The organism is Nocardioides sp. NPDC127514 (assembly GCF_040302125.1).
Taxonomy (GTDB): Bacteria; Actinomycetota; Actinomycetes; order Propionibacteriales; family Nocardioidaceae; genus Nocardioides.
Genome location: NZ_JBEORF010000019.1, coordinates 67,189 through 88,562, shown reverse-complemented (window position 1 = coordinate 88,562; position 21,374 = coordinate 67,189). Strand labels below are relative to the sequence as shown.

The window sequence follows — 21,374 nt, the reverse complement described above, 5'->3', positions numbered from 1 at the left end:
CCGGGCTCAGGCGGCCTTGGTGGCAGCGGCTCCGCTGGCGGGCTTGCGCGCAGCGCCGGGAGCGTCCATCCCCATGGCCGTGAGCGACCACATCAACTTGGGGCGGTTGCCGGAGTCGTCGATCCACGGGACACCGATCAGGTTGGTGAACTCGACCGGCACGAACGGCAGGCCAGTGTCGTTCGCCGGGGGCACCGGCTGGTGCTTAGCCAGGATCTTGACGTTGACCGTCTTCTCGTTCTTGCCCGCCTCAGGGTCGGCGTCGAGGACCGGCACAGTCCAGGTCGGGAGGCCGGTCTCCTTGTCGATCTTCTGCGGCCGGGTTCCGTCCGGGAGTGCCGCCTGGTCCCAGTCCTGGACCGGCTCGACCGCACCCACGATGAACGCGCCTGCCGGGAAGACCTGCTCGATGGTGAGGTTCATCCTCCGCTGAATCGCCATTGCTCTAGTCCTTCGGTAAGAACACCGCCGTTCGGTGTACTAGGACACGACTGTACGTGTACTAGGACACCTACGCAAGCAAGACGGGCAACTTTCTCGCGGAGGACGACGAATCAGCAGGTCAGAGCGTGAACTCGCTGGCGACCCACTGCCCTTCGGGGCTGACGCCCTCCTCGTACTCGATGACCGTGCCGGCATCTGTGATGTACCAGGTACGCGTAAGGAGAACCGGCGCGCCAAGGGCGACGTTCAGGCCAGCCGCCTGCACCTCGTCAGCCGCCGTTGCGCTGATCTGCTCCCGCCCAGCCGTGACCGAGACGCCGAGCGTGTCTGCGAGGTATGCGAACGTTCCCCGAGGGATTCGCTCGGTCTCCAAGAGTTTCGGAGCTCGTTCCGCGGCGTCTCCGGACAACCAACTCACCGACATCGCTCGCGGCTCACCATCAGCGAGCGTCACTCGCTCTCGCCGGATGACCGGCGCACCCGGATCGAGTCCGAGCGCTGCGGCGATCTCAGGCGACGCCTCGACCAGGTCGGCCGAAAGGATGCGAGCCTCCTTCGTGCCTGCGTAAATGAGCCCCGTAGCGCTCGTCGCCTTCAAGTAAGAGCGTCCGCCACCGGCTTCCTTCTTTGCAGTCACGATCGACCCCACGCCAGGAACCGACTCAATCAGCCCCTCACTGCGAAGGTGCGCCTGCACCTTGGTCGCTGTCGCCAGCGCTACACCCCAACTCACCGCAATCTGACGGGCGGATGGGATCGGCTCGCCAACCGCGAGTTGCCCGGACTCGATCTGGTCACGGATCTGTCGGGCAATCTGCAGGTACGGCGGCTCGGAACGCTCAACGGTCACGGCGGGTCTCTCAATCTCGCAAGGTGTACTAGTTCACCTTACTCCAGGGCGCAGGCGTTGCCGGAATCCTTATTCGTCGTCGTCAGAGCGCCATGCGCGGTCGAACTTCGAGTACGGCGAAGCGTTGACGCGCGCGGCGTAAGCGAGATCCTCAGGCGTAGGTTCTTCGCCTCGATCCTTGGCAGCGAGGATCCGTCGGTGGACGGCCTGCATCTCGCGGGGGTCGAAGACCTCGGGGGACTCGTTGGCTTGATCAGACATCAGGAACTCCACTTCTCACCGGTGATTTGCTCGTAGATCTCGACGTACCGAGCGTGCGTCTCGGCGACGACCTCGGCAGGGACCTCGGGGCCGGGATCCGTACGGTCCCAGTCGGTGAGCGAAGACGACCAGTCGCGTACGAACTGCTTGTCGTAGGACCACTGTGAACGACCCGGGTTGTACTCGGAGACCTTCCAGAACCGCGACGAGTCCGGCGTAAGCACCTCATCGCCGAGTGTGAGTACACCGTCAGCATCCCGGCCGAACTCGAACTTTGTGTCAGCAATGATCACCCCACGCTCGCGGGCAATCTCAGCGCCGCGTCCGTAGATCTTGAGCGTGAGGTCTTCGAGCTGCTGAGCAGTCTCTGCGCCGACCAGGTCGCGAACCGCCGCTACGGTCATGAACTCATCATGCTCGCCCTGCTCCGCCTTGGTCGACGGGGTGAAGACGGGAGACGGCAACTTGTCGGCCTCGACCAGGCCAGCGGGCAGTCCAACGCCCGAGATGGTGCCGGACTCCTTGTAGCTCTCCAGGCCGAGTCCGGCGAGGTAGCCCCTCGCAATGCACTCGACCGGGAGGATGTCCAGGCGGCGGCATCGGATCGCTCGACCCGCCCACTCAGCCGGAACGTCCTCGCTGATGACGTGATTCGGCACCAGATCCGCGAACTGCCGGAACCACCACAACGAGAGTTGCGTGAGGATCGCTCCCTTGTCCGGAATCGGCGTCGGCAGCACCACGTCATACACGGAGACCCTGTCCGACGCCACCAGGATTACATCGTCTCCGTCCGCGTAGACCTCGCGAACCTTGCCCTTCCGAATCAGTTCCACGGCGTCTGTTCTAGCACACCGGCGACCTACGGATCACCGCCGCATCCGCCTATCAGAACCCACTGCCAACCGAGCCTGGCGACCTATCCCCAATTTGGAGCATCGGGCTAGAGAATCACTTGGACGATGACTTGACGTGCTGCTCGAATCTTCCCATCCGGCCGAGACAAGGGTGACGCGGCGCATGGGGATCAACAACCGAGAACGGCGAGCGGCCAAACGCCGTAAGCAACTGCGAGCCCAGAACAGTGCGGCGACTCTGCTGCCGGATCAACCGCCGTTCGACGTTGATCAGTTGCCGGATGAACCGCCGTTCGACATTCAATGCCCTGAGTGCGGCGAGGTGACGTCGATCCCGCTCCACGTTGCGGAAGTTACTGCTGAGGATGAGGTCCCACTCACCCCGGCCGAGTTCATATGCCCAATTTGCGCCAAGTCTGCAGTGGAGGTTGTGCCGAGGATCGTTCATGTCGGCCGGAGGCAACGACTCGCCGTGATCGATCGTCAAGCGTTCGAGGCGAGCGGTGTTTGGGAGTGGAGGCCCATGTTCAAGATCTTCACCCTTGGCCGAGACGACAACGCGACTCGGGAGACGTTCACGGTCGCCGCGGGGCGTTCCGGACGAATCTATTGGGCGATCTGTGACGACTGCGGCCTCCCCTTCAAGTATCGCGGCGAGTCTGCAGTGGCAACTGCAGCAACCTCACAGACGGAGATCAATCTAAAGATCGGGCCGTGTGAGCACTGTCGTGGCATCGGTCGGCCGGTCCTAGCCCGAGCCGACGACGGCGCCCGGAAGATCGTGGCCAACTCCCCCGAGTTCGCGAACGCGCTACTTCTCGCCCTCGCCGAGCGACTGCGCTCGGGTGAGCTCGACCCACTTGCGGTTGCAGCCGAATTACGCACGCAGGGAACCCCGGTAATGACTCGGATTGCCGACTGGATCGAGTCGCGGCCGGCCACCGCGAACGCCGCCACGACCGCCATCTGCGCCGTTCTAGGCATTGCCGCAACCTTGCTCGCCACGCAGATCGATGCAGATGCTGGCCAATCCGATCCGCACACGTACGACGAACAGCAGGTCGAACAGATCCTCGAGACCATCATCGACAGGTATGAGCAGCGCCAGCCCGCCAGCCCGCCAGACCCTCCGACACATGGCTCCGGCCCCTCTGTCCCGTGAGAACTTTCTCTACTGACTCAAGGCGGCCTCCGGCCGCGAGCGCGGCCTCCGGGGGCGTGCGGCCTGGCGGCCGGTCCCCCTACGTGCCGCGCAAATGAAGAAGAGCGCCCCAGTCCGAAGACCAAGACGCTCATCACCAGCAGGCACACGGCGAAGACCCGCCAAACCGATCACATCAGCGCGCCGGACCGCTAGCCTTCCTCGCCATGGACCACATCACGGCGAGCATCGATCCCTCCGCCGTCGTCTTCGCCTCGATGGCGATCCTCACGACCATTGCCATCAGCACACGGATCCTGCGATCCAGCCAACGTCGAGGACGGCCCAAACGCTGACCGGCCAGCCCCGAGCCGGAGCACTGATGCCCGCGCCGTCCAGTCGACCAGGGATCTAGGGAGTCGGCTGATGACGAGGGAGGAGGGACCCTGCTGGCGGAGGGGACACTCCCCGCGACGCTTCTAAGCTCAAGGACGTTGGGCAGCGTGGGGGCAAGCCCCCAGACCCCCGCCAAGGGGGCCAAGTGCCGGAATGAGGAACGCTCCGCCCCCGCGATACGGACACCCGCACGTGCCCCCACGATGCCCCCGGTACCCTCGACGAGGCCCATCATTGCCATGAAGAGCCAGCACCAAACCCCGGTCCACGTAAGCGCGAGCAAGCGGGTGTGGGGAGAGGTAATCTGATTCCCAAGGTTGATGTCGCGAGTTCGAATCTCGTCGTCCGCTCCATAGATTCGGGCCGTGCCGTGTGGCACGGCCTGTTTCAGTTCACTTGCACGATCCAAGTGATGCAGCACACGATCGCGGGTGTTTGCGGCTTGCGTCCATTAAGATTGGGTTTCTGTTTTCCAATCATTGTGTGAACGACGCGTAAAGGATCACTCGACATGCCCGCGGGCTCGAGCAACCGATTCACCGACGGACGAGTCCCCGACCACGGCATCGGAGATCTCTTCACCTACGAGGCGCGCCTTCAGGCACGACTCGACGTCGAAGCGGCGCTGGCCGAGGCCGAGGCGGCCGTGAAGGTGATCCCCGCAGAGGCCGGCGAGGCGATCGCCGAGGCCGCCGATCTGGACAAGCTCGACCTGGACCGGATCGAGAGGGCCACCGCGGAGCACAGCCACCCGCTGACGCCGCTGGTCGAGGAGCTGTGCCGGGTCGTCGGCGCGAAGCACGGTGGCTGGGTCCACTGGGGCGCCACCACACAGAACATCACCCAGACCGCTGACCTTATCCTGATGCGCCAGGCGCACGACAAGATCCTCGACCTGCTCGGCGACCTGCTGCGCTCGCTGTCGAAGGTCGCCGAGGCGGGCGCCGAGGTGCCGATGCCGGGGCGTACGCACTCCCAGCACGCGGTCCCGATCACCTTCGGCTTCAAGGTCGCCATCTGGATCGACGAGATCGCCTCCCATGTCGACCGGCTCCGCTCGGTCGAGGACCGCGTCTTCCGGCTGCTCATGGGCGGCGCGGCCGGCACCATGGCCTCCTTCGGCTCGCATGCCCGCGCCATCGAGACCGAGACGGCCTCCCGGCTCGACATGGGCTCGATGCCGGTCCCCTCGCGTGCGATCAACGACGGCATGGTCGAGTGGGTCTCGATCCTGGGGATGCTCGGTGGCACCGCCGGCAAGATCGGCAAGGACGTCTACTCGATGATGCAGCCCGAGTTCGGCGAGGCCTTCGAGCCGATACCCGAGGGCACCATCGGCTCCTCGACGATGCCCCACAAGCGCAACCCGCAGCTGACCTTGGACGTGATCACGGCCGCCACCCAGCTGCGCGGGCTCGTCGCCCCGGCGATGGAGTCGATGCTCCACGACCACGAGGCCAACGGCGCGATGACCGGCATCCTCGAGGACGCGGTCGCGCAGGCGTCTCGCCTGGCCGGTGACGTACTCGCCCGGCTCGTGGTCATCTTCACCGGCCTGACCTTCGACGAGGACCGGATGCGCGCCAACCTGGCTCTCTCCGGCGGCCTGATCGGCTCCGAGTCGCTGATGCTCGAGCTCGGCGAACGCATCGGTCGCCAGGTCGCCCACGACGTCGTCTTCGAGCTGGCCCAGCGTTCGGCCGTCGACGACATCGACTTCGCCTCGCTCCTCGCGGAGTCGCCCGAGGTCTCCGAGCACTTCACCCGCGCCGAGATCGCCGACCTGCTCGACCCCTGCCGCCACCTCGGCGAGTCCGCCAACATCGCCCGCTCGATGGCCGAGCACGCCCGCCGGGTCGCCGATACCATCCAGATTCCCGCCATCTGACCGGAGGCGGAGGTCGCTGGGCTGTCGTCACGGATGGGGCTGGTTGGTGAACCTTCATGAAGTCGAGTGGGAGACCGGCCGAGGCGGCCGACTCCAGCGGATCCTCGCCGTACCCACCGGACTGACGGCGCTTGCCCTGATCCCTCTGGGTGTCCTGACTGCCCTGGAGACCAGTCCATGGGGATGGCTGTGGATGCTCCTCATCGTTCCCGGAGCGCTCCTTATGGCGGGGCTCACCATGAACATGTGGGATGCGCCCGCGCGCGCCGACGTCGCTCGGCGGCTCCTTTATGACGGAACCACGCAGACCGCGATGGTGGTCGGCTACGACGACCACACCGACGAGAGCACGACCTACTCGTTGCATCTGGAGGTTCGAACGGCGGAGGACGTGCACCTTCTACGCCATTACTGCTCCAGGTCACGGTGCACATTTGCGGCCGACGGCCGCGCCGACCCGACCGTTCGGGTCGTACTCGACGACTCCACGGGTGCCTGGATGGTCCGCCACGACTGAAGGCCACCACCCGCCCCTAGACTTGCTGGGTGACTTTCGAAGGATTTCCCGTGGCAGCACTCGACTTCTACGACGACCTCGAGGTCGACAACACCAAGTCGTTCTGGGAAGCCCACAAGCACATCTACAAGGAGTCGGTCCACGCGCCGATGAAGGCGCTCACCGACGAGCTCGCCGAGGAGTTCGGCAGCGCCAAGATCTTCCGGCCCTACCGCGACGTACGTTTCTCGAAGGACAAGCTCCCCTACAAGACCCACCAGGGAGCCTTCGTCGCCGTCGCGCCGCAGACCGGCTACTACGTCGAGGTCTCGCCCCGCGGCATCCGCACCGGTGGCGGCTGCTACTGGTTCGAGCCACCCCGGCTCGCTGCCTTCCGCGATGCCATCGTCCACGACCACTACGGCACTGACCTGGAGAAGCGCCTCGCCGTCGCGGAGAAGAAGGGCTACGAGGTCACCGGCGACCGTCTCAAGACCGCCCCGCGCGGGTTCGACAAGGACCACCCCAAGATCGAGCTCCTCCGCCACAAGTCGATCCACCTCGGCCGCACCATCGGCTTCGAGCCGATCATCCACACCGCAGCCCTCGTCGACGAGGTCAAGAAGGACTGGCGAGCCACCCGCCCCCTCGTCGAGTGGATCGCCGAGCACGCGGTGGCGTAACGCGCCTGATGAGATAGTCCGAGACGTTCCAGCCCATTACCCGCCGGTAGATGGGCCGGAACGTCTCGGACTATCCGGCGCTCAGGCGGAGGTGAAGCTCGCCATCGTGCGCTCGGGCTCCCAGAACGCCTTCATGGACTTGATGCGGCCCTCGTCGTTGACGGTGTAGACCATGATCAGCTCGGTGGTGGTGTAGCTGCCGTCGGGGAACGAGGTCTTGATCTTGCCGATGTTGGCGCAGGTGTTGCCGGCGGGGTTGGCGAAGGAGTCGTTGATCTCGAACTCGAACTTGTGGACCGAGGCGATGGCCTTCTCCCAGAAGGCCTTGAGTCCCTCGTGACCGTGGTGACCCTTGCCCTCGGGGTCGAACATCGACGGGCCGACGGGGTCCTCGAGCACGCAGTCCTCGGCGTAGATCGTCAGCCACTCGTCGAGGTCGCCCTTGGCGACGGCGGCGTAGGAGCGTTGCCCGGCCGTACGTGCGGGGTGTTCGTCGTCGGGGGCGTTCCAGGTGATGGCGTCGGAGGAGATCATGCGGCAGATCGTACGCCGAAACTGGAACGTGTTCTACATGATCGCCGAGTACCGCCCGGATAGGGTCGCCGGGTGACCGTCTCGGAGACCGCTCGCGGGACCGCGACACCGGGGCGGGACTTCGATCGGCTCTGGCTGGCGACGGCGACGAGCCAGGCCGGGTCGACCATCGCCTACGGCGCCCTGCCGCTGGTCGCGGTGCTGGTGCTCGACTCCTCGACGTTCCAGGTGTCGCTGCTGGCGGCGTTGTCCGGGTTCGCGGCCGCGGCGGCGGGGATCCGGCTGGGACCGTGGATCGAGTACCGGTACAAGCGGCCGACGATGATCGGCGCCGACCTGATCCGGTTCGCAGCGATGCTCAGCATCCCCGCGGCAGGCGTCTTCGACCTGCTCACCTACGCGCACCTGTGCGTCGTCGGCGTCCTCGCCGCGACCTGCGAGCTCGCCTTCACCGCGGCCTCCGGCGCTCACCTGAAGGCCCTGGTCACCCCGGAGGCCAGGCTGGTCGCCACCAGCCGGCTGGAGACGACCTTCTGGACGACTTTCACCGCGGGCCCGCCGGTCGGCGGCGCGCTCGTCTCGGCGTTCGGGCCGACGCTGACCGTGCTCGTCGACGCGGTGACATACCTGCTCTCCGCGCTCGGCATCCGCTCGATCCGTACGCCGGAACCGCAGCCTCCGACGAGGAAGCCGCAGCACTGGCTGCCCGAGGTGACCGCCGGCTGGCGCTACATCCTCACCCGGCGCGACCTGCGCGCGCTCTTCCTGAACGCCGCCCTCTTCGGCTCCTGCGTGATCGCGACCAGCCCGCTGCAGACCGCGCTGACGCTGCGGGTGCTCGGTATGGAGCCCTGGATGTACGGCGTCGCCATGGGTCTCCCCTGCCTCGGTGGCATCCTCGGCGCGACGTGCGCACCTCGCCTCACGAACCGGCTCGGCGAGCGGGCGGTGCTGCTCGGATCCGGGGTCGCGCGCACCCTCTGGACCATCCCGATCGCCTTCACCCCGAGCGGCCCGGTCGGCTTCGTGTGGTTCACCGCGGCCAACTTCGGGCTGATCCTCTGCGCCGGGGTCTTCAACCCGACCTTCGCCACCTACCGCATGCGCGAGACCGCCGACGACCACATGTCGCGGGTACAGGCGGCGTGGTCGATCACCATGAAGGTCGCCCAGCCCGTGGGCGTCCTGGCGGCCGGCGCACTGGCCGCGGCGACGAGCCCTAGGACCGCGATCGCGGTGGCCGGAGGCGTACTTCTGCTCTCCTCCGGGCTGCTCCCGTGGCGTCGGGTTGTGACGAAGACCCCTACCTGTGAGTAGCCCCGGGCTTGCCACCCCTTCAGGGCGAGCCTATTCTTAATGTTACCCGCCAGTAGTGCGTGCCGACCGGCGCTCCCGCAACTGGTAAATCCGACAAAGGTTATGAAGGTGGATCAGTGAGCCACTACAAGAGCAATCTCCGCGACATCGAGTTCAACCTGTTCGAGGTCTTCGGCACCGACAAGGTTCTCGGCACCGGTCCCTTCGCGGACCTGGACGTCGACACCGCGAAGGAGATCCTCGCCGAGGTCGAGCGTCTCTCGCGCGAGGATCTCGCCGAGTCGTTCGTCGAGGCCGACCGCAACCCGCCGGTCTTCGACCCCAAGACGAACACCGCGCCGGTCCCGGCCGCGTTCAAGAAGTCGTACGACGCGTGGATGGAGTCGGGCTTCTGGAGCCTGCACACTCCCGAGGAGATCGGCGGCCAGGTGGCCCCGAACTCGCTCGTCTGGGCGACCGCCGAGATGCTGCTCGGGGCCAACCCGGCGATCTGGATGTACGCCGCCGGCCCGTTCTTCTCGAAGGTCGTCTACGAGAACGGCAACGACCGCGACAAGCAGATCGCCAAGATCATGGTCGAGCGGCTGTGGGGCTCCACGATGGTGCTGACCGAGCCCGACGCGGGCTCCGACGTCGGCGCCGGCAAGACCTTCGCCACGCCCAACGAGGACGGCTCCTGGAACATCACCGGCGTCAAGCGCTTCATCACCAGCGCCGAGTCGGACCTGCAGGAGAACATCATGCACCTCGTCCTCGCCCGCCCGAAGGGCGTCGAGGGCATCGGCGGCCCGGGCACCAAGGGTCTCTCCCTCTTCCTCGTGCCGAAGTACCACTTCGACCACGAGACCGGTGAGCTCACCGGCGAGCGCAACGGTGCGTACGTCACCAACGTCGAGCACAAGATGGGCATCAAGGTGTCCAACACCTGCGAGCTCACCTTCGGCGACCCGCAGGTCGGCGGCGGCGAGCCCGCCAAGGGCTGGCTGCTCGGCGAGGTCCACGACGGCATCCGCCAGATGTTCGACGTCATCGAGAACGCTCGGATGATGGTCGGCACCAAGGCGATCGCGACCCTCTCGACCGGCTACCTGAACGCTCTCGAGTACGCCAAGACCCGCGTCCAGGGCGCCGACCTCGTCGCCGCCGCGAAGACGGACCCGCGCGTCACGATCACCCACCACCCCGACGTACGCCGTTCGCTGCTGGTGCAGAAGTCGTTCGCCGAGGGCATGCGCGCTCTGGTCTACTACACGACCTCGTGGCAGGAGAAGGTCGTCCTCACCGAGGACGGCTCCGACGAGAACAAGCTGGCCGCCGCGGTCAACGACCTGCTGCTGCCGATCGTCAAGGGCTACGGCTCCGAGCGCGCCTGGGTGCTGCTCGGCACCGAGTCGCTGCAGACCTTCGGTGGGTCGGGCTTCCTCCAGGAGTACCCGATCGAGCAGTACGTCCGCGACGCCAAGATCGACTCGATCTACGAGGGCACCACCGCGATCCAGGGCCAGGACTTCTTCTTCCGCAAGATCGTGAAGAACCAGGGTGCCGCGCTCGGCCAGATCGCCGGCGAGATCCAGGCCTTCCTCGACAACGAGGGCTCCGCGGAGCTCAAGGAGTCGCGTGCCCTGCTCGCGACCGCGCTCGAGGACGTCAACGCGATCGTCGGGCACATGTTCAACGACCTGATGGCCTCCCAGGAGGAGATCACCAACATCTACAAGGTCGCCCAGAACACCTCGCGCCTGCTGCTCGCCGTCGGCGACGTCGTGGTCGCGTGGCTGCTGCTGCGCCAGGCCGAGATCGCCCTCGCCGCCCTCGCGGGTGACCCGGGCAAGGACAAGGACTTCTACACCGGCAAGGTCGCCGCCGCGAAGTTCTTCGCCTCCTACAACCTGCCCAAGCTGACCGCTGAGCGGGCGATCGCCGAGGCGATCGACAACTCGATCATGGACCTTCCTGAGTCCGCGTTCTGAGTCTGATCTGCACGTACGCTGCGGCCCGCCCGGTTCTCCGGGCGGGCCGCTTCGTCATCTGCTGCTCATATCGCGGAGGCGGTGACCGCCTCGGCGAGCCGTGCGGCGGCCGCGGAGATCCGTCGGTTGCTCGGGACAGCGAGCTGGAAGGACCACTCCAGGCCGATCGGGACGGCGACGACGGCGGGGTCGCCCTCGATCGACGCGCGGGGCACGACCGAGACGCCCAGACCGCGGCAGACGAGGTTGCGAGCGAGCCCGAAGCTGGTGACCTCGGTGCGGACCGTCCGCGAGACGCCGACGGAGGCGAACGCCGCGTCCACGACCGTACGGTTGCCCCACCCCGTCGGGAAGTCGATCCAGGTCTCCTCGGCGAGGTCGGCGGCGGACACCGCACCGGCCCGTGCCAGGCGGTGGCCGGGCGCGCAGACGAAGACCAGCTCGTCGCTGTGGATGCGGGTCAGGGTCAGCCCGGGCAGCGAGGCCGCAGCCGTGGAGACCAGGGCGAGGTCCAGGGCCCCGGAGCGTACGTCTGCCTCGTTCGTAGCGCTCCCGGAGATGGTTTGACGCATACGTACGGTGATGCCGGGGTGGCGGGCGGCGAAGCCTTGCAGGACCTCGGCGATGTCCCACCGGCCGGTGTAGGAGAGCATGCCGAAGAGAACGGTGCCGACCACCTGGCCGCCGGCGCCCGCGACCGCCTCACGAGCAGCCCCGATGCCGGCGAGCACCTCACGGGCGCGCGGGAGCAGCGCCTCACCCTCGGCGGTGAGCGCGAGACGGTGGTAGCCGCGCTCGATCAGCGGCGCTCCCAACCCGCGCTCGAGCTGCTTGACGGCGGCGGAGACCGCGGACTGCACGACACCGACCCGGTCCGCCCCGGCGGTGAAGCTGCCGGTCTCGGCCACGGCGATGAAGTACTCCAGCTGGTGGGGCTGCATGAGCATCACTATCGCAGATCGTGATGCTTTCCTTCGAGAAGATTCGTTGGAGATGATCGTGAACATCGACCAGCATGGAGTCATGACGACGACCCAGGCAGCGCTCTTGACCCATCGGAACCACCACGCTCGTGGGTTCTGGTCGGTGGCGTTCCTGTTCGCGGTGACGATGGCCTTCGCGGCCGCGCCGGCGCCGCTCTACGTCTTCTACGTCGAGGAGCAGGGCTGGAGCTCGTTCGTGATCACGGTGGTGTTCGCGACGTACGGCGCGGGGGTGGCGATCTCGCTCTTCCTCGCCGGCCACCTCTCCGACCGGTTCGGGCGGCGGCGGGTGGTGGCGCCGGCGGTGCTGCTCAACGTGCTCTCCGCCCTGATCTTCCTCTCGACCCATGAGCTGGGCTGGCTGCTGCTGGCGCGGCTGCTGTCCGGACTGGGCGTCGGGATGCTGACGGCGACCGCGACGGCTCACCTCGCCGAGCTGCACCGGTCCGCCCGGCCGGAGGCTCCGCCGACCCGGGCCGAGGTGGTCGCGACCGCGGCCAACATCGGCGGACTGGGGCTGGGCCCGCTGTTCGCCGGCGCGCTGGCCGAGTGGGCGCCACGACCGCTCTACACGCCGTACGCGGTCTTCGCGTTCCTCATGGTGCTCGGGCTGCTCGCGGTCGTGGCCGCGCCGGAGACGGTCGACACCGACCAGCCGGGGTGGACCTACCGGCCGCAGCGGGTGCGGGTGCCCGCCGACGCGCGCGGCGCCTACTTCGCCGCCGGGATGGCGAGCTTCGTGGCGTTCGCGATGTTCGGCTTCTTCACCTCGCTGGTGCCGTCGTTCCTCGCCGAGGATCTGGGCATGCGCTCCCACGCCGTCGCCGGCGCGGTCGGGTTCTCCATCTTCGGGGCCGCGGCGCTCTTCCAGGTGCTGGCCGGACGTTGGCCGCGCCGTCGGCTGTACGTCGTCGGGCTGGTCGCGCTCACCGCCGGGCTGCTCCTGGTCGTCGGCGCCCTGCTGTCCGGCACGTTCTGGATGCTTGTCGTCGGGGCGGTCGTCACCGGGGCCGGGTCGGGGATGTCGTTCAAGGCGGCGGTCGCCACCGTGATCTCGGTGGCGCCGGCGAACAGCCGAGGCGAGGCGCTCGCCGGGCTCTTCCTGATGGCCTATCTCGGGATCACGGTGCCGGTGGTGCTGCTGGGGATCCTGGTGCAGTTCGTCCCGACCGAGCCGGCGATGCTCGCCTTCGGTGCGCTCCTGCTCGTGCTGCTCGGGGTCGCGGCGCGTGGGGTGTCGGGGGCGCGGCGGACTTCTTGAACGCCGGAGGCGGTGATGCGGGGGACGGTATGGGGGCCTGAACCGGCTGGGTAGCGTGGCGCGCCTGCCCCCAACCTCTGGAGTTCTGCCATGACCATCGGCCTAGGAATCATCCTGCTGGTCCTCGGACTCGTCCTGCTCACCAGCGCCGTGGATCTGCCCGACGAGGTCGCCAACGCGATCGCCAGCGAGCCGTTGGGCTGGATCTTCGTCGTCACCGGCGGCCTCGCGATCGTGATCGGCGTGCTGCTGTCGGTGAACCGGTCTCAGCACACCACCGCCGTCGAGCACCGCCAGTACGACCCCGGCCCCTACGGCGGTGGCCCCCAGGGGCCCTACCCTCCTGGCCCTCAGGCGCCCCCGCAGGGGCACTACCCGCCGGCCGGCCAGCCCATGCCCGGCAACGCCCCTCAGGGCCAGCACTTCGGTGCCGGCTACCCCGGCCGCCGGGCCTGACCCGTTCAGCGGCGGCGCGTCGGGCGTAGCCCGGAGCGGGCGGCGCGGCGTACCGCCTCGCTCAGGTCCTCGAGGGCGATCGAGTCGAGGCGCCAGCGCTGCCAGAAGAGCTGGATGTCGATCGGCTTCGCGCCCGGGAGCGGGACCGTCACGCCTGACTCGACGTCGGCCTCGGCCTGGGCGTCGAGGAGCATCCCCCAGCCCAGGCCGCGCCGGATCGCCTCGTGGAAGTCGTGGCTGCTCGGGACCCGGTGGACGACCGGTGGCCGGGTCGCGCTATGCGCAGCCAGCACCTCGTCCTGGAGGTGGTCCTTCTCGTTGTAGACGATCATCGGGATCGCGCCCCAGTCGATGCCTCTGCCCTTGCGGTGGCGCTCGATGAGCGCCGGGGTGGCGCCCGGGGTGTAGCGGAGCCTTCCCAGTGGTTCGACGGTGCAGCCCTGGACCGGCCTCGGCTCGCTGGTGACCGCGGCGAGGACCTCGCCGCGGCGCAGCGCGTCGGCCGAGTAGCCCTGGTCCTCGACGGTGATCCGCAGCGCCGTCCGGTCCCAGGTCGCCACCTCGTCGAGCACCGGACGGAACCAGGTCGCGAGGGTGTCCGCGTTGACCACGACGGAGAGGTCGACGACGGTGGCGTCGCTGGTCGTGTCAGCGCTCAGAGTGGCGGCTGCCTCGCCGAGCAGCAGGCGGAGCTGCCGGCCGTGCCTGATCAGGGGCTCGCCGGCCTCGGTGGGGGTGCAAGGAGTCGTACGCCGCACCAGCACCTGTCCGGCCGCGCGCTCGAGCGCCCGGATCCGCTGGCTGACGGCGCTCGGGGTGATGTTGAGGCGTCTCGCCGCGGCGTCGAAGGTGCCTTCCTCGGCGATCACGACGAGGGTCTCGAGCTGGGTCGGGTCGAGGGCGGGCATACCTTAAGTGTGGCTTATCTTCGGTAAGATTCTTTCGCTGGTCTGTAGGTGCGTGGCGGCTTAGCGTCGCTGGTGTGATCAACGCCAGCCTCGCCGGGCTCCTCACCGGGCTCAGCCTCATCATCGCCATCGGGTCCCAGAACGCGTACGTCCTGCGGCAGGGCATCCTGCGCTCGCACGTGTTCGCCGTGGTGGCCGTGTGCGCGGTCTCCGACCTCCTGCTCATCTGTGCCGGGGTCGCCGGCATGGGGGCGGTCGTCGAGAGTGCCGGGTGGGCGGTGGAGGTGCTGCGCTGGTTCGGGGTGGTCTTCCTCGGCTGGTACGGCATCGGATCGTTCCGGCGGGCGCTGCGACCCTCGGGACTGGATGCTGCCGACGCGCCCCGCGAGACGCTCCCCCGCGTGATCGCCAAGGCGGCCGCCTTCACCTGGCTCAACCCGCATGTCTACATCGACACCCTGGTGCTCCACGGGTCGATCGCGGCGACGTACGGCTCGGCGCGATGGGGATTCGCGGTGGGCGGGTGCGTGGCCAGCATCATCTGGTTCGCCGGTCTCGGCTACGGCGCTCGGCTGCTCGCGCCGCTGCTCGCCAGCCGACGTGCCTGGCAGGTGCTCGACAGTCTCATCGGGTGCATGATGCTCGCGATCGCGGGCGGGCTCGCGCTGGGTGGACTGGGCTGACCGGACTGACCGGGCGGCAGACTTTCAAATCCGTCCAATGTGTTGACCAGCCGCCTAGTGTGGCCGCATGCCGTGGACGACCTCCGATATTCCTGACCTGACCGGCAAGAACGCCGTGGTGACCGGACCGACGCTGGGCGGGATCGGCTACTTCGTCGCGCGCGGCCTCGCGGCTGCGGGGGCACGGGTGATCCTGGCGGGGCGGTCCTGGGAGAAGCTCGACGCGGCCGCGGAGGCGCTGACCGAGGAGGTTCCGGGTGCCAGCCTCGACCGGGTCGCACTCGATCTCTCCTCGCTCCAGGCGGTGCGGGCCGGGGCCGAGGCGATCGCGGCGGCGACCTTCGACGGCGGCGGGCCGCTGCACCTGCTGGTCAACAACGCCGGGGTCATGGCGACGCCCCAGACGCGGACGGTGGACGACCTCGACCTGCAGATGGCGACCAACCACTTCGGGCCGTTCCTGCTGACCGGGCTGCTGCTCGAGCCGCTGGCCGAGAGCGGCGAGGGGCGGATCGTCACCATGTCGAGCGTGATGCACAAGCTGGCCCGCAAGGCGCCGCTCGGGTTCCCGACCGTGCAGGTCGGCCGCTATTCGCCGTGGGGCGTCTACGCCCAGTCGAAGCTTGCCAATCTGCTCTTCACCTTCGAGCTCCAGCGGCGCCTGGAGAAGGCGGGACTGCCGATCGCCGCGTACGCCGCCCACCCCGGGCTCGCGTCCACGCGCCTCATGGCGAACGGCACGTCCAAGAGGCTGATCGCCCCGATCGCGAGCATCAGCGAAGCCGCTGTCCACGCCATGGCTCAGACGCCGCAGGCAGGCGCCTGGCCTGCTCTGATGGCGGCGACCCAACCGGGGCTGGAGCCCGGGACGTACATCGGACCCAGCGACGCCTTCGAGGCTCGCGGCGTGCCGAAGCCGGTCACCGCGACACGCCTCGCACGCGATCCCGAGGCGGCGAGGGCGCTGTGGGAGCTCTCCGAGCAGACCACCGGCATCGCCTATCCCTGACCGGCCCAGACCAAAGTCTGACCCCGGTCGCTACCTCCGGCCGATGTCCCGAAGGCGCCGCGGATCCTAGATTCACCAGGGTGAGCAAGAAGGTCCAGATATGGTCGCGGACGATCTCCGGGCACACCCACCATCTCGAGGTGACCGGGGAGATCATCCGTACGTTCGTGTGGACCGTCGACGGTGAGGAGGCCCTCACCCGGAAGAGCGCCGACGATCGGGCCCGACTGGAGAGCAAGGCGCACGGGAGCCTGCTCGTGATCCACTCCGGGCTCGGTACGCCGCGCCGCGCGACCTACTTCGCGCCCGGCGAGGACCTGGCCGGGATGGCCGGCATCGGCGGCGTCGACCTCACCCCGGAACCTGGGTCGCGGGCCGCTGCGTACGAACAGCGGGTGATCGACCACCCCAAGCGCTATGCGCTCATCGAGACCCTCGGCGGTGCCGCGGGCGTGATCGGCGGCATCGTCGCCGCGATGGTCCTCGCGTGGATCCTCGCCCGGGTCTCGCTCCCCGACATCGACCTCCCGCTCCCGAACCTGCCGGAGCTCCCCGACCTGCCGCTCCCCGACCTCCCCAGCATCCCGTGGCCATCGATCCCGTGGCCGGACCTGCCGGACGTACAGGTCCCGGAATGGGTCACGTGGGTCGCGAACCACCTCAAGTACGTCTGGCCGGTCATCCTCGCCTTCGTCCTGGCCCAAGGCGAGATCAAGCGCCGCCGCAAGCACGCCGAGCAAGCCGCCCTCGCCGAAACTGCAGAAGTGGCGGCCGAAACCGCAGAAACGGGCGACGAAACTCGACTCTCGTCACCCACAACTACAGATTCGGCCGCCACAACTGAGGACTCGGCCGCCACAGGTGCGGACTCGGCTGAACCGGGTCAGCGGCGGGGCTTGTAGGTCGGCTTCTCGCGCTTGAAGGCGGCCTCGCGGGCGATCTTGGTGTTCTCGCCGAAGAGGAGGCGGAGCTGCTCGATGCGCTCGCGGGAGAAGGTGCGCTTGATGGGGGCGTACCAGGTGTCGTTGAAGAGGCGCTTGGCGGCGGCGAGCTGGTCGGGGGAACGCTCGGAGAGCTTGCGGGCGAAGGCGGTCGCGGTGGCGACCGGGTCGGCGGAGAGCTCGGTGACCAGGCCCAGCTCGTAGGCGCGCTCGCCGGAGAACTGCTCGGCGGTCATGGTGAGCTTCTTGGCGGTGTCGATGCCGACGACCTCGGAGAGCGACCGGATGCCGGTCATGTCGGGGATGATGCCCCACTTGCCCTCGAGGACCGACCACTGCGAGTCGGGCTCGGCGATGCGGAAGTCGGCGCCGAGCGCGATCTGTACGCCGCCACCGAGGCAGTGACCGTGGACGGCCGCGATCACCGGAACCGGCAGCCGGCGCCAGGCCCACACCGACTCCTGGAAGAGGTTGGTCCCACGGAAGGGCCTGGGTAGGAAGGCGCCGACGATCTTCTTCGGGTCACGCAGGACCGAGGCGAAGTCGAGACCGGCGGTGAACGCGTCCCCCTCACCGGCGATGACCACGGCGCGCAGGTCGTGGTTCTTGCCGAGCACCTTGGCGGTGTCGACCAGCTCCTGGAGCAGCTCGAGGGTCAGCGCGTTGAGCTTGTCCGGGCGGTTGAGACGCACCTGGGCGATGCCGTCGTTGATTTCGGTGGTGACGAGGGGCATGGGGAGAACATTACGGGGCAGTAGGCATGATGGGGCACATGGTTGACCCACGCGCTGGAACGCTCGCTACGCCCGCCGACCTGGTCGACGTACCTCACCTGGTCGCCTCCTACTACAACCTGCAGCCCGATCCGGACGATCCGGCCCAGCAGGTCGTCTTCGGCACCTCGGGCCATCGCGGGTCCTCGCTCAAGTCAGCCTTCAACGAGACGCACATCCTGGCCACGACCCAGGCGATCGTCGACTACCGGACCTCGCAGGGCTTCGACGGGCCGCTGTTCATCGGACGCGACACCCACGGCCTCTCCGAGCCCGCGTGGGCGAGCGCGCTGGAGGTGCTGGTCGCCAATGACGTACGCGTCCTGGTGGACGACCGCGACGGCTACACGCCGACGCCGGCGGTCTCGCACGCGATCCTCCGCGCCAACGCCGGTCGCGTGTCGGGTGCGGGCCTCGCCGACGGGATCGTGGTGACCCCGTCCCACAACCCGCCCTCCGACGGCGGCTTCAAGTACAACCCGCCCCACGGCGGTCCCGCGGACTCCGACGCCACCAAGGTGATCGCCGCCCGCGCCAACGAGCTGATCCGCGCCGGGCTCTCCGGCGTCAAGCGGGTGCCGTTCGCGGCCGCGCGACGGAAGGCCGAGGCGTACGACTTCCTGGGCTCCTACGTCGATGACCTGCCCCACGTGGTCGACCTGGCCGCCATCCGCGATGCTGGGGTGCGGATCGCCGCCGACCCGCTGGGCGGGGCATCGGTCGCCTACTGGGCCGAGATCGCCGAGCGCCACAAGATCGACCTCAACGTGGTCAACGAGCTGGTCGACCCGACCTGGCGCTTCATGCCGCTGGACTGGGACGGCAAGATCCGGATGGACTGCTCCTCCCCCAGCGCGATGGCCGAGCTGGTGCGCTTCGTGGAGAGCACCCCGGAGTTCGACATCGCCACCGGCAACGACGCCGACTCCGACCGGCACGGGATCGTCACCCGGGACGCCGGGCTGATGAACCCCAACCACTTCCTCGCGGTCGCGATCGACCACCTCTTCGGCGGCGCGCGTCCCGACTGGCCGGCGACCGCGCGCATCGGCAAGACCCTGGTCTCGTCGTCGATGATCGACCGGGTCGCTTCGTCGTTGAACAAGCCGCTGGTCGAGGTGCCGGTCGGGTTCAAGTGGTTCGTGCCGGGGCTGATCGACGGCTCGTTCGGCTTCGGTGGCGAGGAGTCGGCGGGCGCCTCGTTCCTGCGCTTCGACGGCACCGTGTGGACGACCGACAAGGACGGCATCATCCTCGCCCTGCTCGCCTCGGAGATCCTGGCGCGCACCGGGAAGTCGCCGTCCCAGCGTTACGCGGAGCTAGTCGCGGAGCACGGCGAGCCGGCGTACGCCCGGATCGACGCCCCCGCCTCGCGCGAGGAGAAGGCGAAGCTCGCCGGCCTCTCCCCCGACGCCGTGACCGCGACGAGCCTGGCCGGCGAGGAGATCACCGCCAAGCTCACCGAGGCGCCCGGCAACCGGGCGGCCATCGGCGGCCTGAAGGTGACCACCGAGTCGGCCTGGTTCGCGGCTCGGCCGTCGGGGACAGAGGACGTCTACAAGATCTACGCCGAGTCGTTCCGGGGGCCTGACCACCTGGCGGAGGTCCAGGAGGCGGCCAAGGCGGTCGTCTCCGCCGCCCTGGCCTGACCTCCGGCGCCCAGAGACTCAGCGCATCCAGAACGGGTGCTCGGCGTCCTCACGCACCGTCACGTTGACCCGGTTGAAGAGGTTGTGGGTGGCGATGCAGAGGACCAGGGCGGCGGTCTGCTTCTCGTCGTAGTGCTTGGTGACCTCGCGCCAGAGCTCGTCCGGCACGGCGTCCTCGGAGTCGGCGAGGCGGGTGACGGCGTCGGCCAGGGCGAGGGCCGCCTTCTCGGCCTCGTCGAAGAAGGGCGACTCACGGAAGGCGGCCAGGCCGACGATCTTCTCGATCGGCAGGCCGACCTCGGCGAGACGTACGGCATGACCCTGGAGGCAGGCGGCGCAGCCGTTGAGCTGGCTCACCCGGATCGCGACGAGCTCGGTCGTGGTCTCGGGAAGGCCGCCCTCGGCCACGGCGGCCAGGAGGTTGCCGATGCCCTTGAATGCCTGCGGGATGACTTCTGCGGGGTTCTTCATTCGGTTGCTCATGCCATCCCCGACCCGCCCCGGCACAACGATGTGACGGACCGATGAAAGAAAAACTTCTTTCATCGAAGCGGTCACATCTGGTCTGCTTCGCGGGTCGGGCCCATAGGGGCCTGGACTGTAACGGGCCGAGGATCGAGAGGACCGACGATGCAGCAGGAGTGGCTGGCCGAGCGCTTCGAGGAGGAGCGGCGGCACCTGTTCGGGGTGGCCTACCGGATGCTCGGATCGACGTCCGAGGCCGAGGACGCCGTCCAGGACGCCTGGCTCCGGCTGAGCCGGAGCGACGCCGACGAGATCGACAACATCGGCGCCTGGCTGACGACCGTGGTGGCCCGCGTCTCGCTCAACATGCTCCGCTCACGCAAGACCCGCGGAGAACTGCCTCTCGAGGACCGGCTGCCGGAACCCACGGTCGTGCTCGACGACGCCAGCACCCAAGACCCCGCCGAGCGCGCGATGCTCGCCGACTCGGTCAGCATCGCCCTCCTCGTCGTGCTCGACCAGCTCTCCCCGGACGAGCGGCTGGCCTTCGTGCTCCATGATCTCTTCGCCGTGCCCTTCGACGAGATCGCGACGATGCTCGACCGCTCGTCCGACTCGACCCGCCAGCTCGCGAGCCGTGCGCGCCGACGGGTCAGAGGGCGTACGCCCGACCGCGATGTCGCCGCGCAGCGCGAGGTCGTCGACGCCTTCTTCGCGGCCGCCCAGGACGGCGACCTGGACCGTCTGATCGGTGCGCTCCACCCCGACGTCGTCCTGCACGCCGATCTCGGCTCCGGGATCACCACCTACCGCGGCGCGGCCAAGGTGGCGGGCAACGCCGTCATGTACGCCCACGCCGACCGCGTCACCCACTCCGCCCTCGTCAACGGCGCCGCCGGCGTCGCGATCACCTTCCGCGGCAAGCTCTACAGCGTCATGGCCTTCACGGTGGTCGCCGGTCGGATCACCGAGATCGAGGCGTACGCCGCCCCCGCCCAGGTCGCGAAGCTCGCCGCGAGCCTGGGGCTGGAGTCAGCGCACGGCCAGGCCTAAGCGGCCTGGCGGCGGGGTCGGCCGCGGCCACGCTTGTGGGTGACCACCTGGCCGCGTTCGACGATCTCGCCGCCCCAGACGCCCCAGGGTTCGGAGCGGGCCAGAGCACCGGAGAGGCACTCACGCATCACCGGGCAGTCGAGGCAGCGATCTTTGGCCACCTCGAGGGCGGCGGGGGACTCTGAGAACCACAACGCAGAGTCGTCTCCGTGGCACGGAAGGCCGGCGGCGTACAAAGGCGGGATGATCTCCAAGGGCACCCCTCGAGAATCTGCGCCTGAGGTAGGCCCGCACATCGGGAAACTACCTTAGATCGCCCCTGAGGATCCCTCACTGAGAATCTCCCGAGGGGGAAT

Annotated in this window: 25 protein-coding genes; 14 read left to right on the top strand and 11 right to left on the bottom strand. The window is 68.3% G+C overall.

The annotated features are described in order from the left end of the window. Nucleotides 1-6 precede the first annotated feature (6 nt). The 5 genes from ABTX24_RS16525 to ABTX24_RS16505 form a co-directional block, all read right to left on the bottom strand. Entirely contained in the window at nt 7-441 is a 435-nt protein-coding gene (locus ABTX24_RS16525) for a plasmid replication, integration and excision activator (RefSeq protein ID WP_350841005.1), read from the bottom strand. A 121-nt stretch (nt 442-562) separates the two neighbouring features. Further along, nucleotides 563-1,294: a GntR family transcriptional regulator gene (locus ABTX24_RS16520; protein ID WP_350841003.1), complete on the bottom strand. Its 732-nt coding sequence runs from the start codon at nt 1,292-1,294 to the stop codon at nt 563-565. 69 nt (nt 1,295-1,363) lie between these two features. Next, a complete protein-coding gene (locus ABTX24_RS16515; RefSeq protein ID WP_350841001.1) occupies nt 1,364-1,555 on the bottom strand; it encodes a hypothetical protein in 192 nt (63 codons plus the stop codon). After that, nucleotides 1,555-2,391: a phosphoribosylaminoimidazolesuccinocarboxamide synthase gene (locus tag ABTX24_RS16510; RefSeq protein WP_350840999.1), complete on the bottom strand. Its 837-nt coding sequence runs from the start codon at nt 2,389-2,391 to the stop codon at nt 1,555-1,557. Before ABTX24_RS16510 ends, ABTX24_RS16515 begins: the two co-directional genes overlap by 1 nt. 115 nt (nt 2,392-2,506) lie before the next feature. Continuing rightward, the gene (locus ABTX24_RS16505) at nt 2,507-2,899 is read right to left on the bottom strand and encodes a hypothetical protein (RefSeq protein ID WP_350840997.1); all 393 of its coding nucleotides are present in this window, start codon (nt 2,897-2,899) and stop codon (nt 2,507-2,509) included. Between the two features lie 36 nt (nt 2,900-2,935). On the opposite strand from ABTX24_RS16505, the gene ABTX24_RS16500 reads away from it, so the two are divergent. The 5 genes from ABTX24_RS16500 (at nt 2,936) to ABTX24_RS16480 (ending at nt 7,016) form a co-directional block, all read left to right on the top strand. Then, nucleotides 2,936-3,574: a hypothetical protein gene (locus ABTX24_RS16500; protein ID WP_350840995.1), complete on the top strand. Its 639-nt coding sequence runs from the start codon at nt 2,936-2,938 to the stop codon at nt 3,572-3,574. Nucleotides 3,575-3,780: 206 nt separating this feature from the next. After that, complete coding sequence (locus ABTX24_RS16495) at nt 3,781-3,909, top strand: hypothetical protein (protein ID WP_350840993.1); 129 nt, start codon at nt 3,781-3,783, stop codon at nt 3,907-3,909. 551 nt (nt 3,910-4,460) lie between these two features. After that, nucleotides 4,461-5,837: a class-II fumarase/aspartase family protein gene (locus ABTX24_RS16490; protein WP_350840992.1), complete on the top strand. Its 1,377-nt coding sequence runs from the start codon at nt 4,461-4,463 to the stop codon at nt 5,835-5,837. 46 nt (nt 5,838-5,883) lie between these two features. Further along, nucleotides 5,884-6,354 (top strand): hypothetical protein, encoded by a 471-nt coding sequence (locus ABTX24_RS16485; protein WP_350840990.1) that lies wholly within the window; start codon nt 5,884-5,886, stop codon nt 6,352-6,354. A 29-nt stretch (nt 6,355-6,383) separates the two neighbouring features. Next, on the top strand, nt 6,384-7,016 hold the full coding sequence (locus ABTX24_RS16480; protein ID WP_350840988.1) for a DUF2461 domain-containing protein: 633 nt from the start codon (nt 6,384-6,386) through the stop codon (nt 7,014-7,016). 81 nt (nt 7,017-7,097) lie between these two features. On the opposite strand, the gene ABTX24_RS16475 is transcribed toward ABTX24_RS16480, so the two are convergent. Beyond that, on the bottom strand, nt 7,098-7,550 hold the full coding sequence (locus ABTX24_RS16475; RefSeq protein ID WP_350840986.1) for a nuclear transport factor 2 family protein: 453 nt from the start codon (nt 7,548-7,550) through the stop codon (nt 7,098-7,100). A gap of 72 nt (nt 7,551-7,622) precedes the next feature. Between ABTX24_RS16475 and ABTX24_RS16470 the strand changes: the two genes are divergently transcribed. After that, nucleotides 7,623-8,867, top strand: a complete 1,245-nt coding sequence (locus ABTX24_RS16470) for an MFS transporter (RefSeq protein ID WP_350840984.1) — start codon at nt 7,623-7,625, stop codon at nt 8,865-8,867. A 116-nt stretch (nt 8,868-8,983) separates the two neighbouring features. After that, nucleotides 8,984-10,837 carry an acyl-CoA dehydrogenase gene (locus ABTX24_RS16465; RefSeq protein WP_160026574.1) on the top strand — a complete coding sequence of 618 codons (1,854 nt, stop codon included), beginning with the start codon at nt 8,984-8,986 and terminating at the stop codon, nt 10,835-10,837. Nucleotides 10,838-10,902: 65 nt separating this feature from the next. On the opposite strand, the gene ABTX24_RS16460 is transcribed toward ABTX24_RS16465, so the two are convergent. Next, nucleotides 10,903-11,778 carry a LysR family transcriptional regulator gene (locus tag ABTX24_RS16460; protein ID WP_350840982.1) on the bottom strand — a complete coding sequence of 292 codons (876 nt, stop codon included), beginning with the start codon at nt 11,776-11,778 and terminating at the stop codon, nt 10,903-10,905. An 82-nt stretch (nt 11,779-11,860) separates the two neighbouring features. Here ABTX24_RS16460 and ABTX24_RS16455 point away from each other — a divergent pair, with 82 nt between their 5' ends. After that, the gene (locus tag ABTX24_RS16455; RefSeq protein WP_350840980.1) at nt 11,861-13,081 is read left to right on the top strand and encodes an MFS transporter; all 1,221 of its coding nucleotides are present in this window, start codon (nt 11,861-11,863) and stop codon (nt 13,079-13,081) included. Between the two features lie 90 nt (nt 13,082-13,171). Continuing rightward, nucleotides 13,172-13,537 carry a hypothetical protein gene (locus tag ABTX24_RS16450; protein WP_160026571.1) on the top strand — a complete coding sequence of 122 codons (366 nt, stop codon included), beginning with the start codon at nt 13,172-13,174 and terminating at the stop codon, nt 13,535-13,537. 5 nt (nt 13,538-13,542) lie between these two features. Here ABTX24_RS16450 and ABTX24_RS16445 read toward each other — a convergent pair whose 3' ends face one another. After that, nucleotides 13,543-14,445, bottom strand: coding sequence for a LysR family transcriptional regulator ArgP (locus ABTX24_RS16445; RefSeq protein WP_350840978.1), 903 nt, complete (start codon nt 14,443-14,445; stop codon nt 13,543-13,545). Nucleotides 14,446-14,519: 74 nt separating this feature from the next. On the opposite strand from ABTX24_RS16445, the gene ABTX24_RS16440 reads away from it, so the two are divergent. The 3 genes from ABTX24_RS16440 to ABTX24_RS16430 all read left to right on the top strand — a co-directional run bounded on the left by ABTX24_RS16440 (nt 14,520) and on the right by ABTX24_RS16430 (nt 17,039). Continuing rightward, entirely contained in the window at nt 14,520-15,128 is a 609-nt protein-coding gene (locus ABTX24_RS16440; protein WP_350840976.1) for a LysE/ArgO family amino acid transporter, read from the top strand. Between the two features lie 67 nt (nt 15,129-15,195). Further along, nucleotides 15,196-16,137, top strand: coding sequence for an oxidoreductase (locus ABTX24_RS16435; RefSeq protein WP_350840974.1), 942 nt, complete (start codon nt 15,196-15,198; stop codon nt 16,135-16,137). Nucleotides 16,138-16,217: 80 nt separating this feature from the next. After that, nucleotides 16,218-17,039: a hypothetical protein gene (locus tag ABTX24_RS16430; protein WP_350840972.1), complete on the top strand. Its 822-nt coding sequence runs from the start codon at nt 16,218-16,220 to the stop codon at nt 17,037-17,039. On the opposite strand, the gene ABTX24_RS16425 is transcribed toward ABTX24_RS16430, so the two are convergent. Continuing rightward, a complete protein-coding gene (locus ABTX24_RS16425) occupies nt 17,021-17,812 on the bottom strand; it encodes a crotonase/enoyl-CoA hydratase family protein (protein ID WP_350840971.1) in 792 nt (263 codons plus the stop codon). The two genes, ABTX24_RS16430 and ABTX24_RS16425, sit on opposite strands and share 19 nt — an antisense overlap. 38 nt (nt 17,813-17,850) lie before the next feature. Between ABTX24_RS16425 and pgm the strand changes: the two genes are divergently transcribed. Then, nucleotides 17,851-19,500 carry a phosphoglucomutase (alpha-D-glucose-1,6-bisphosphate-dependent) gene (pgm, locus tag ABTX24_RS16420; protein WP_350840969.1) on the top strand — a complete coding sequence of 550 codons (1,650 nt, stop codon included), beginning with the start codon at nt 17,851-17,853 and terminating at the stop codon, nt 19,498-19,500. An 18-nt stretch (nt 19,501-19,518) separates the two neighbouring features. Here pgm and ABTX24_RS16415 read toward each other — a convergent pair whose 3' ends face one another. Continuing rightward, entirely contained in the window at nt 19,519-19,983 is a 465-nt protein-coding gene (locus ABTX24_RS16415; RefSeq protein WP_350840967.1) for a carboxymuconolactone decarboxylase family protein, read from the bottom strand. Between the two features lie 147 nt (nt 19,984-20,130). Between ABTX24_RS16415 and ABTX24_RS16410 the strand changes: the two genes are divergently transcribed. Further along, nucleotides 20,131-21,018, top strand: coding sequence for a sigma-70 family RNA polymerase sigma factor (locus tag ABTX24_RS16410; protein ID WP_350840965.1), 888 nt, complete (start codon nt 20,131-20,133; stop codon nt 21,016-21,018). Here the strand turns inward: ABTX24_RS16410 and ABTX24_RS16405 are convergent. Further along, the gene (locus ABTX24_RS16405; protein WP_045547698.1) at nt 21,015-21,314 is read right to left on the bottom strand and encodes a WhiB family transcriptional regulator; all 300 of its coding nucleotides are present in this window, start codon (nt 21,312-21,314) and stop codon (nt 21,015-21,017) included. The genes ABTX24_RS16410 and ABTX24_RS16405 overlap by 4 nt on opposite strands. Between the last annotated feature and the right edge of the window lie 60 nt (nt 21,315-21,374).

What these genes read in the sequence shown, in the direction of transcription:
- ABTX24_RS16425 (WP_350840971.1), bottom strand. Translation starts at nt 17,812, where the DNA reads ATGCCCCTCGTCACCACCGAAATCAACGACGGCATCGCCCAGGTGCGT.
- ABTX24_RS16515 (WP_350841001.1), bottom strand. Translation starts at nt 1,555, where the DNA reads ATGTCTGATCAAGCCAACGAGTCCCCCGAGGTCTTCGACCCCCGCGAG.
- ABTX24_RS16415 (WP_350840967.1), bottom strand. Translation starts at nt 19,983, where the DNA reads ATGAGCAACCGAATGAAGAACCCCGCAGAAGTCATCCCGCAGGCATTC.
- ABTX24_RS16495 (WP_350840993.1), top strand. Translation starts at nt 3,781, where the DNA reads ATGGACCACATCACGGCGAGCATCGATCCCTCCGCCGTCGTCTTCGCC.
- ABTX24_RS16445 (WP_350840978.1), bottom strand. Translation starts at nt 14,445, where the DNA reads ATGCCCGCCCTCGACCCGACCCAGCTCGAGACCCTCGTCGTGATCGCC.
- ABTX24_RS16500 (WP_350840995.1), top strand. Translation starts at nt 2,936, where the DNA reads ATGTTCAAGATCTTCACCCTTGGCCGAGACGACAACGCGACTCGGGAG.
- ABTX24_RS16460 (WP_350840982.1), bottom strand. Translation starts at nt 11,778, where the DNA reads ATGCAGCCCCACCAGCTGGAGTACTTCATCGCCGTGGCCGAGACCGGC.
- ABTX24_RS16475 (WP_350840986.1), bottom strand. Translation starts at nt 7,550, where the DNA reads ATGATCTCCTCCGACGCCATCACCTGGAACGCCCCCGACGACGAACAC.
- ABTX24_RS16405 (WP_045547698.1), bottom strand. Translation starts at nt 21,314, where the DNA reads ATGTGCGGGCCTACCTCAGGCGCAGATTCTCGAGGGGTGCCCTTGGAG.
- ABTX24_RS16410 (WP_350840965.1), top strand. Translation starts at nt 20,131, where the DNA reads ATGCAGCAGGAGTGGCTGGCCGAGCGCTTCGAGGAGGAGCGGCGGCAC.
- ABTX24_RS16450 (WP_160026571.1), top strand. Translation starts at nt 13,172, where the DNA reads ATGACCATCGGCCTAGGAATCATCCTGCTGGTCCTCGGACTCGTCCTG.
- ABTX24_RS16525 (WP_350841005.1), bottom strand. Translation starts at nt 441, where the DNA reads ATGGCGATTCAGCGGAGGATGAACCTCACCATCGAGCAGGTCTTCCCG.
- ABTX24_RS16490 (WP_350840992.1), top strand. Translation starts at nt 4,461, where the DNA reads ATGCCCGCGGGCTCGAGCAACCGATTCACCGACGGACGAGTCCCCGAC.
- ABTX24_RS16455 (WP_350840980.1), top strand. Translation starts at nt 11,861, where the DNA reads ATGACGACGACCCAGGCAGCGCTCTTGACCCATCGGAACCACCACGCT.
- pgm (WP_350840969.1), top strand. Translation starts at nt 17,851, where the DNA reads ATGGTTGACCCACGCGCTGGAACGCTCGCTACGCCCGCCGACCTGGTC.
- ABTX24_RS16435 (WP_350840974.1), top strand. Translation starts at nt 15,196, where the DNA reads ATGCCGTGGACGACCTCCGATATTCCTGACCTGACCGGCAAGAACGCC.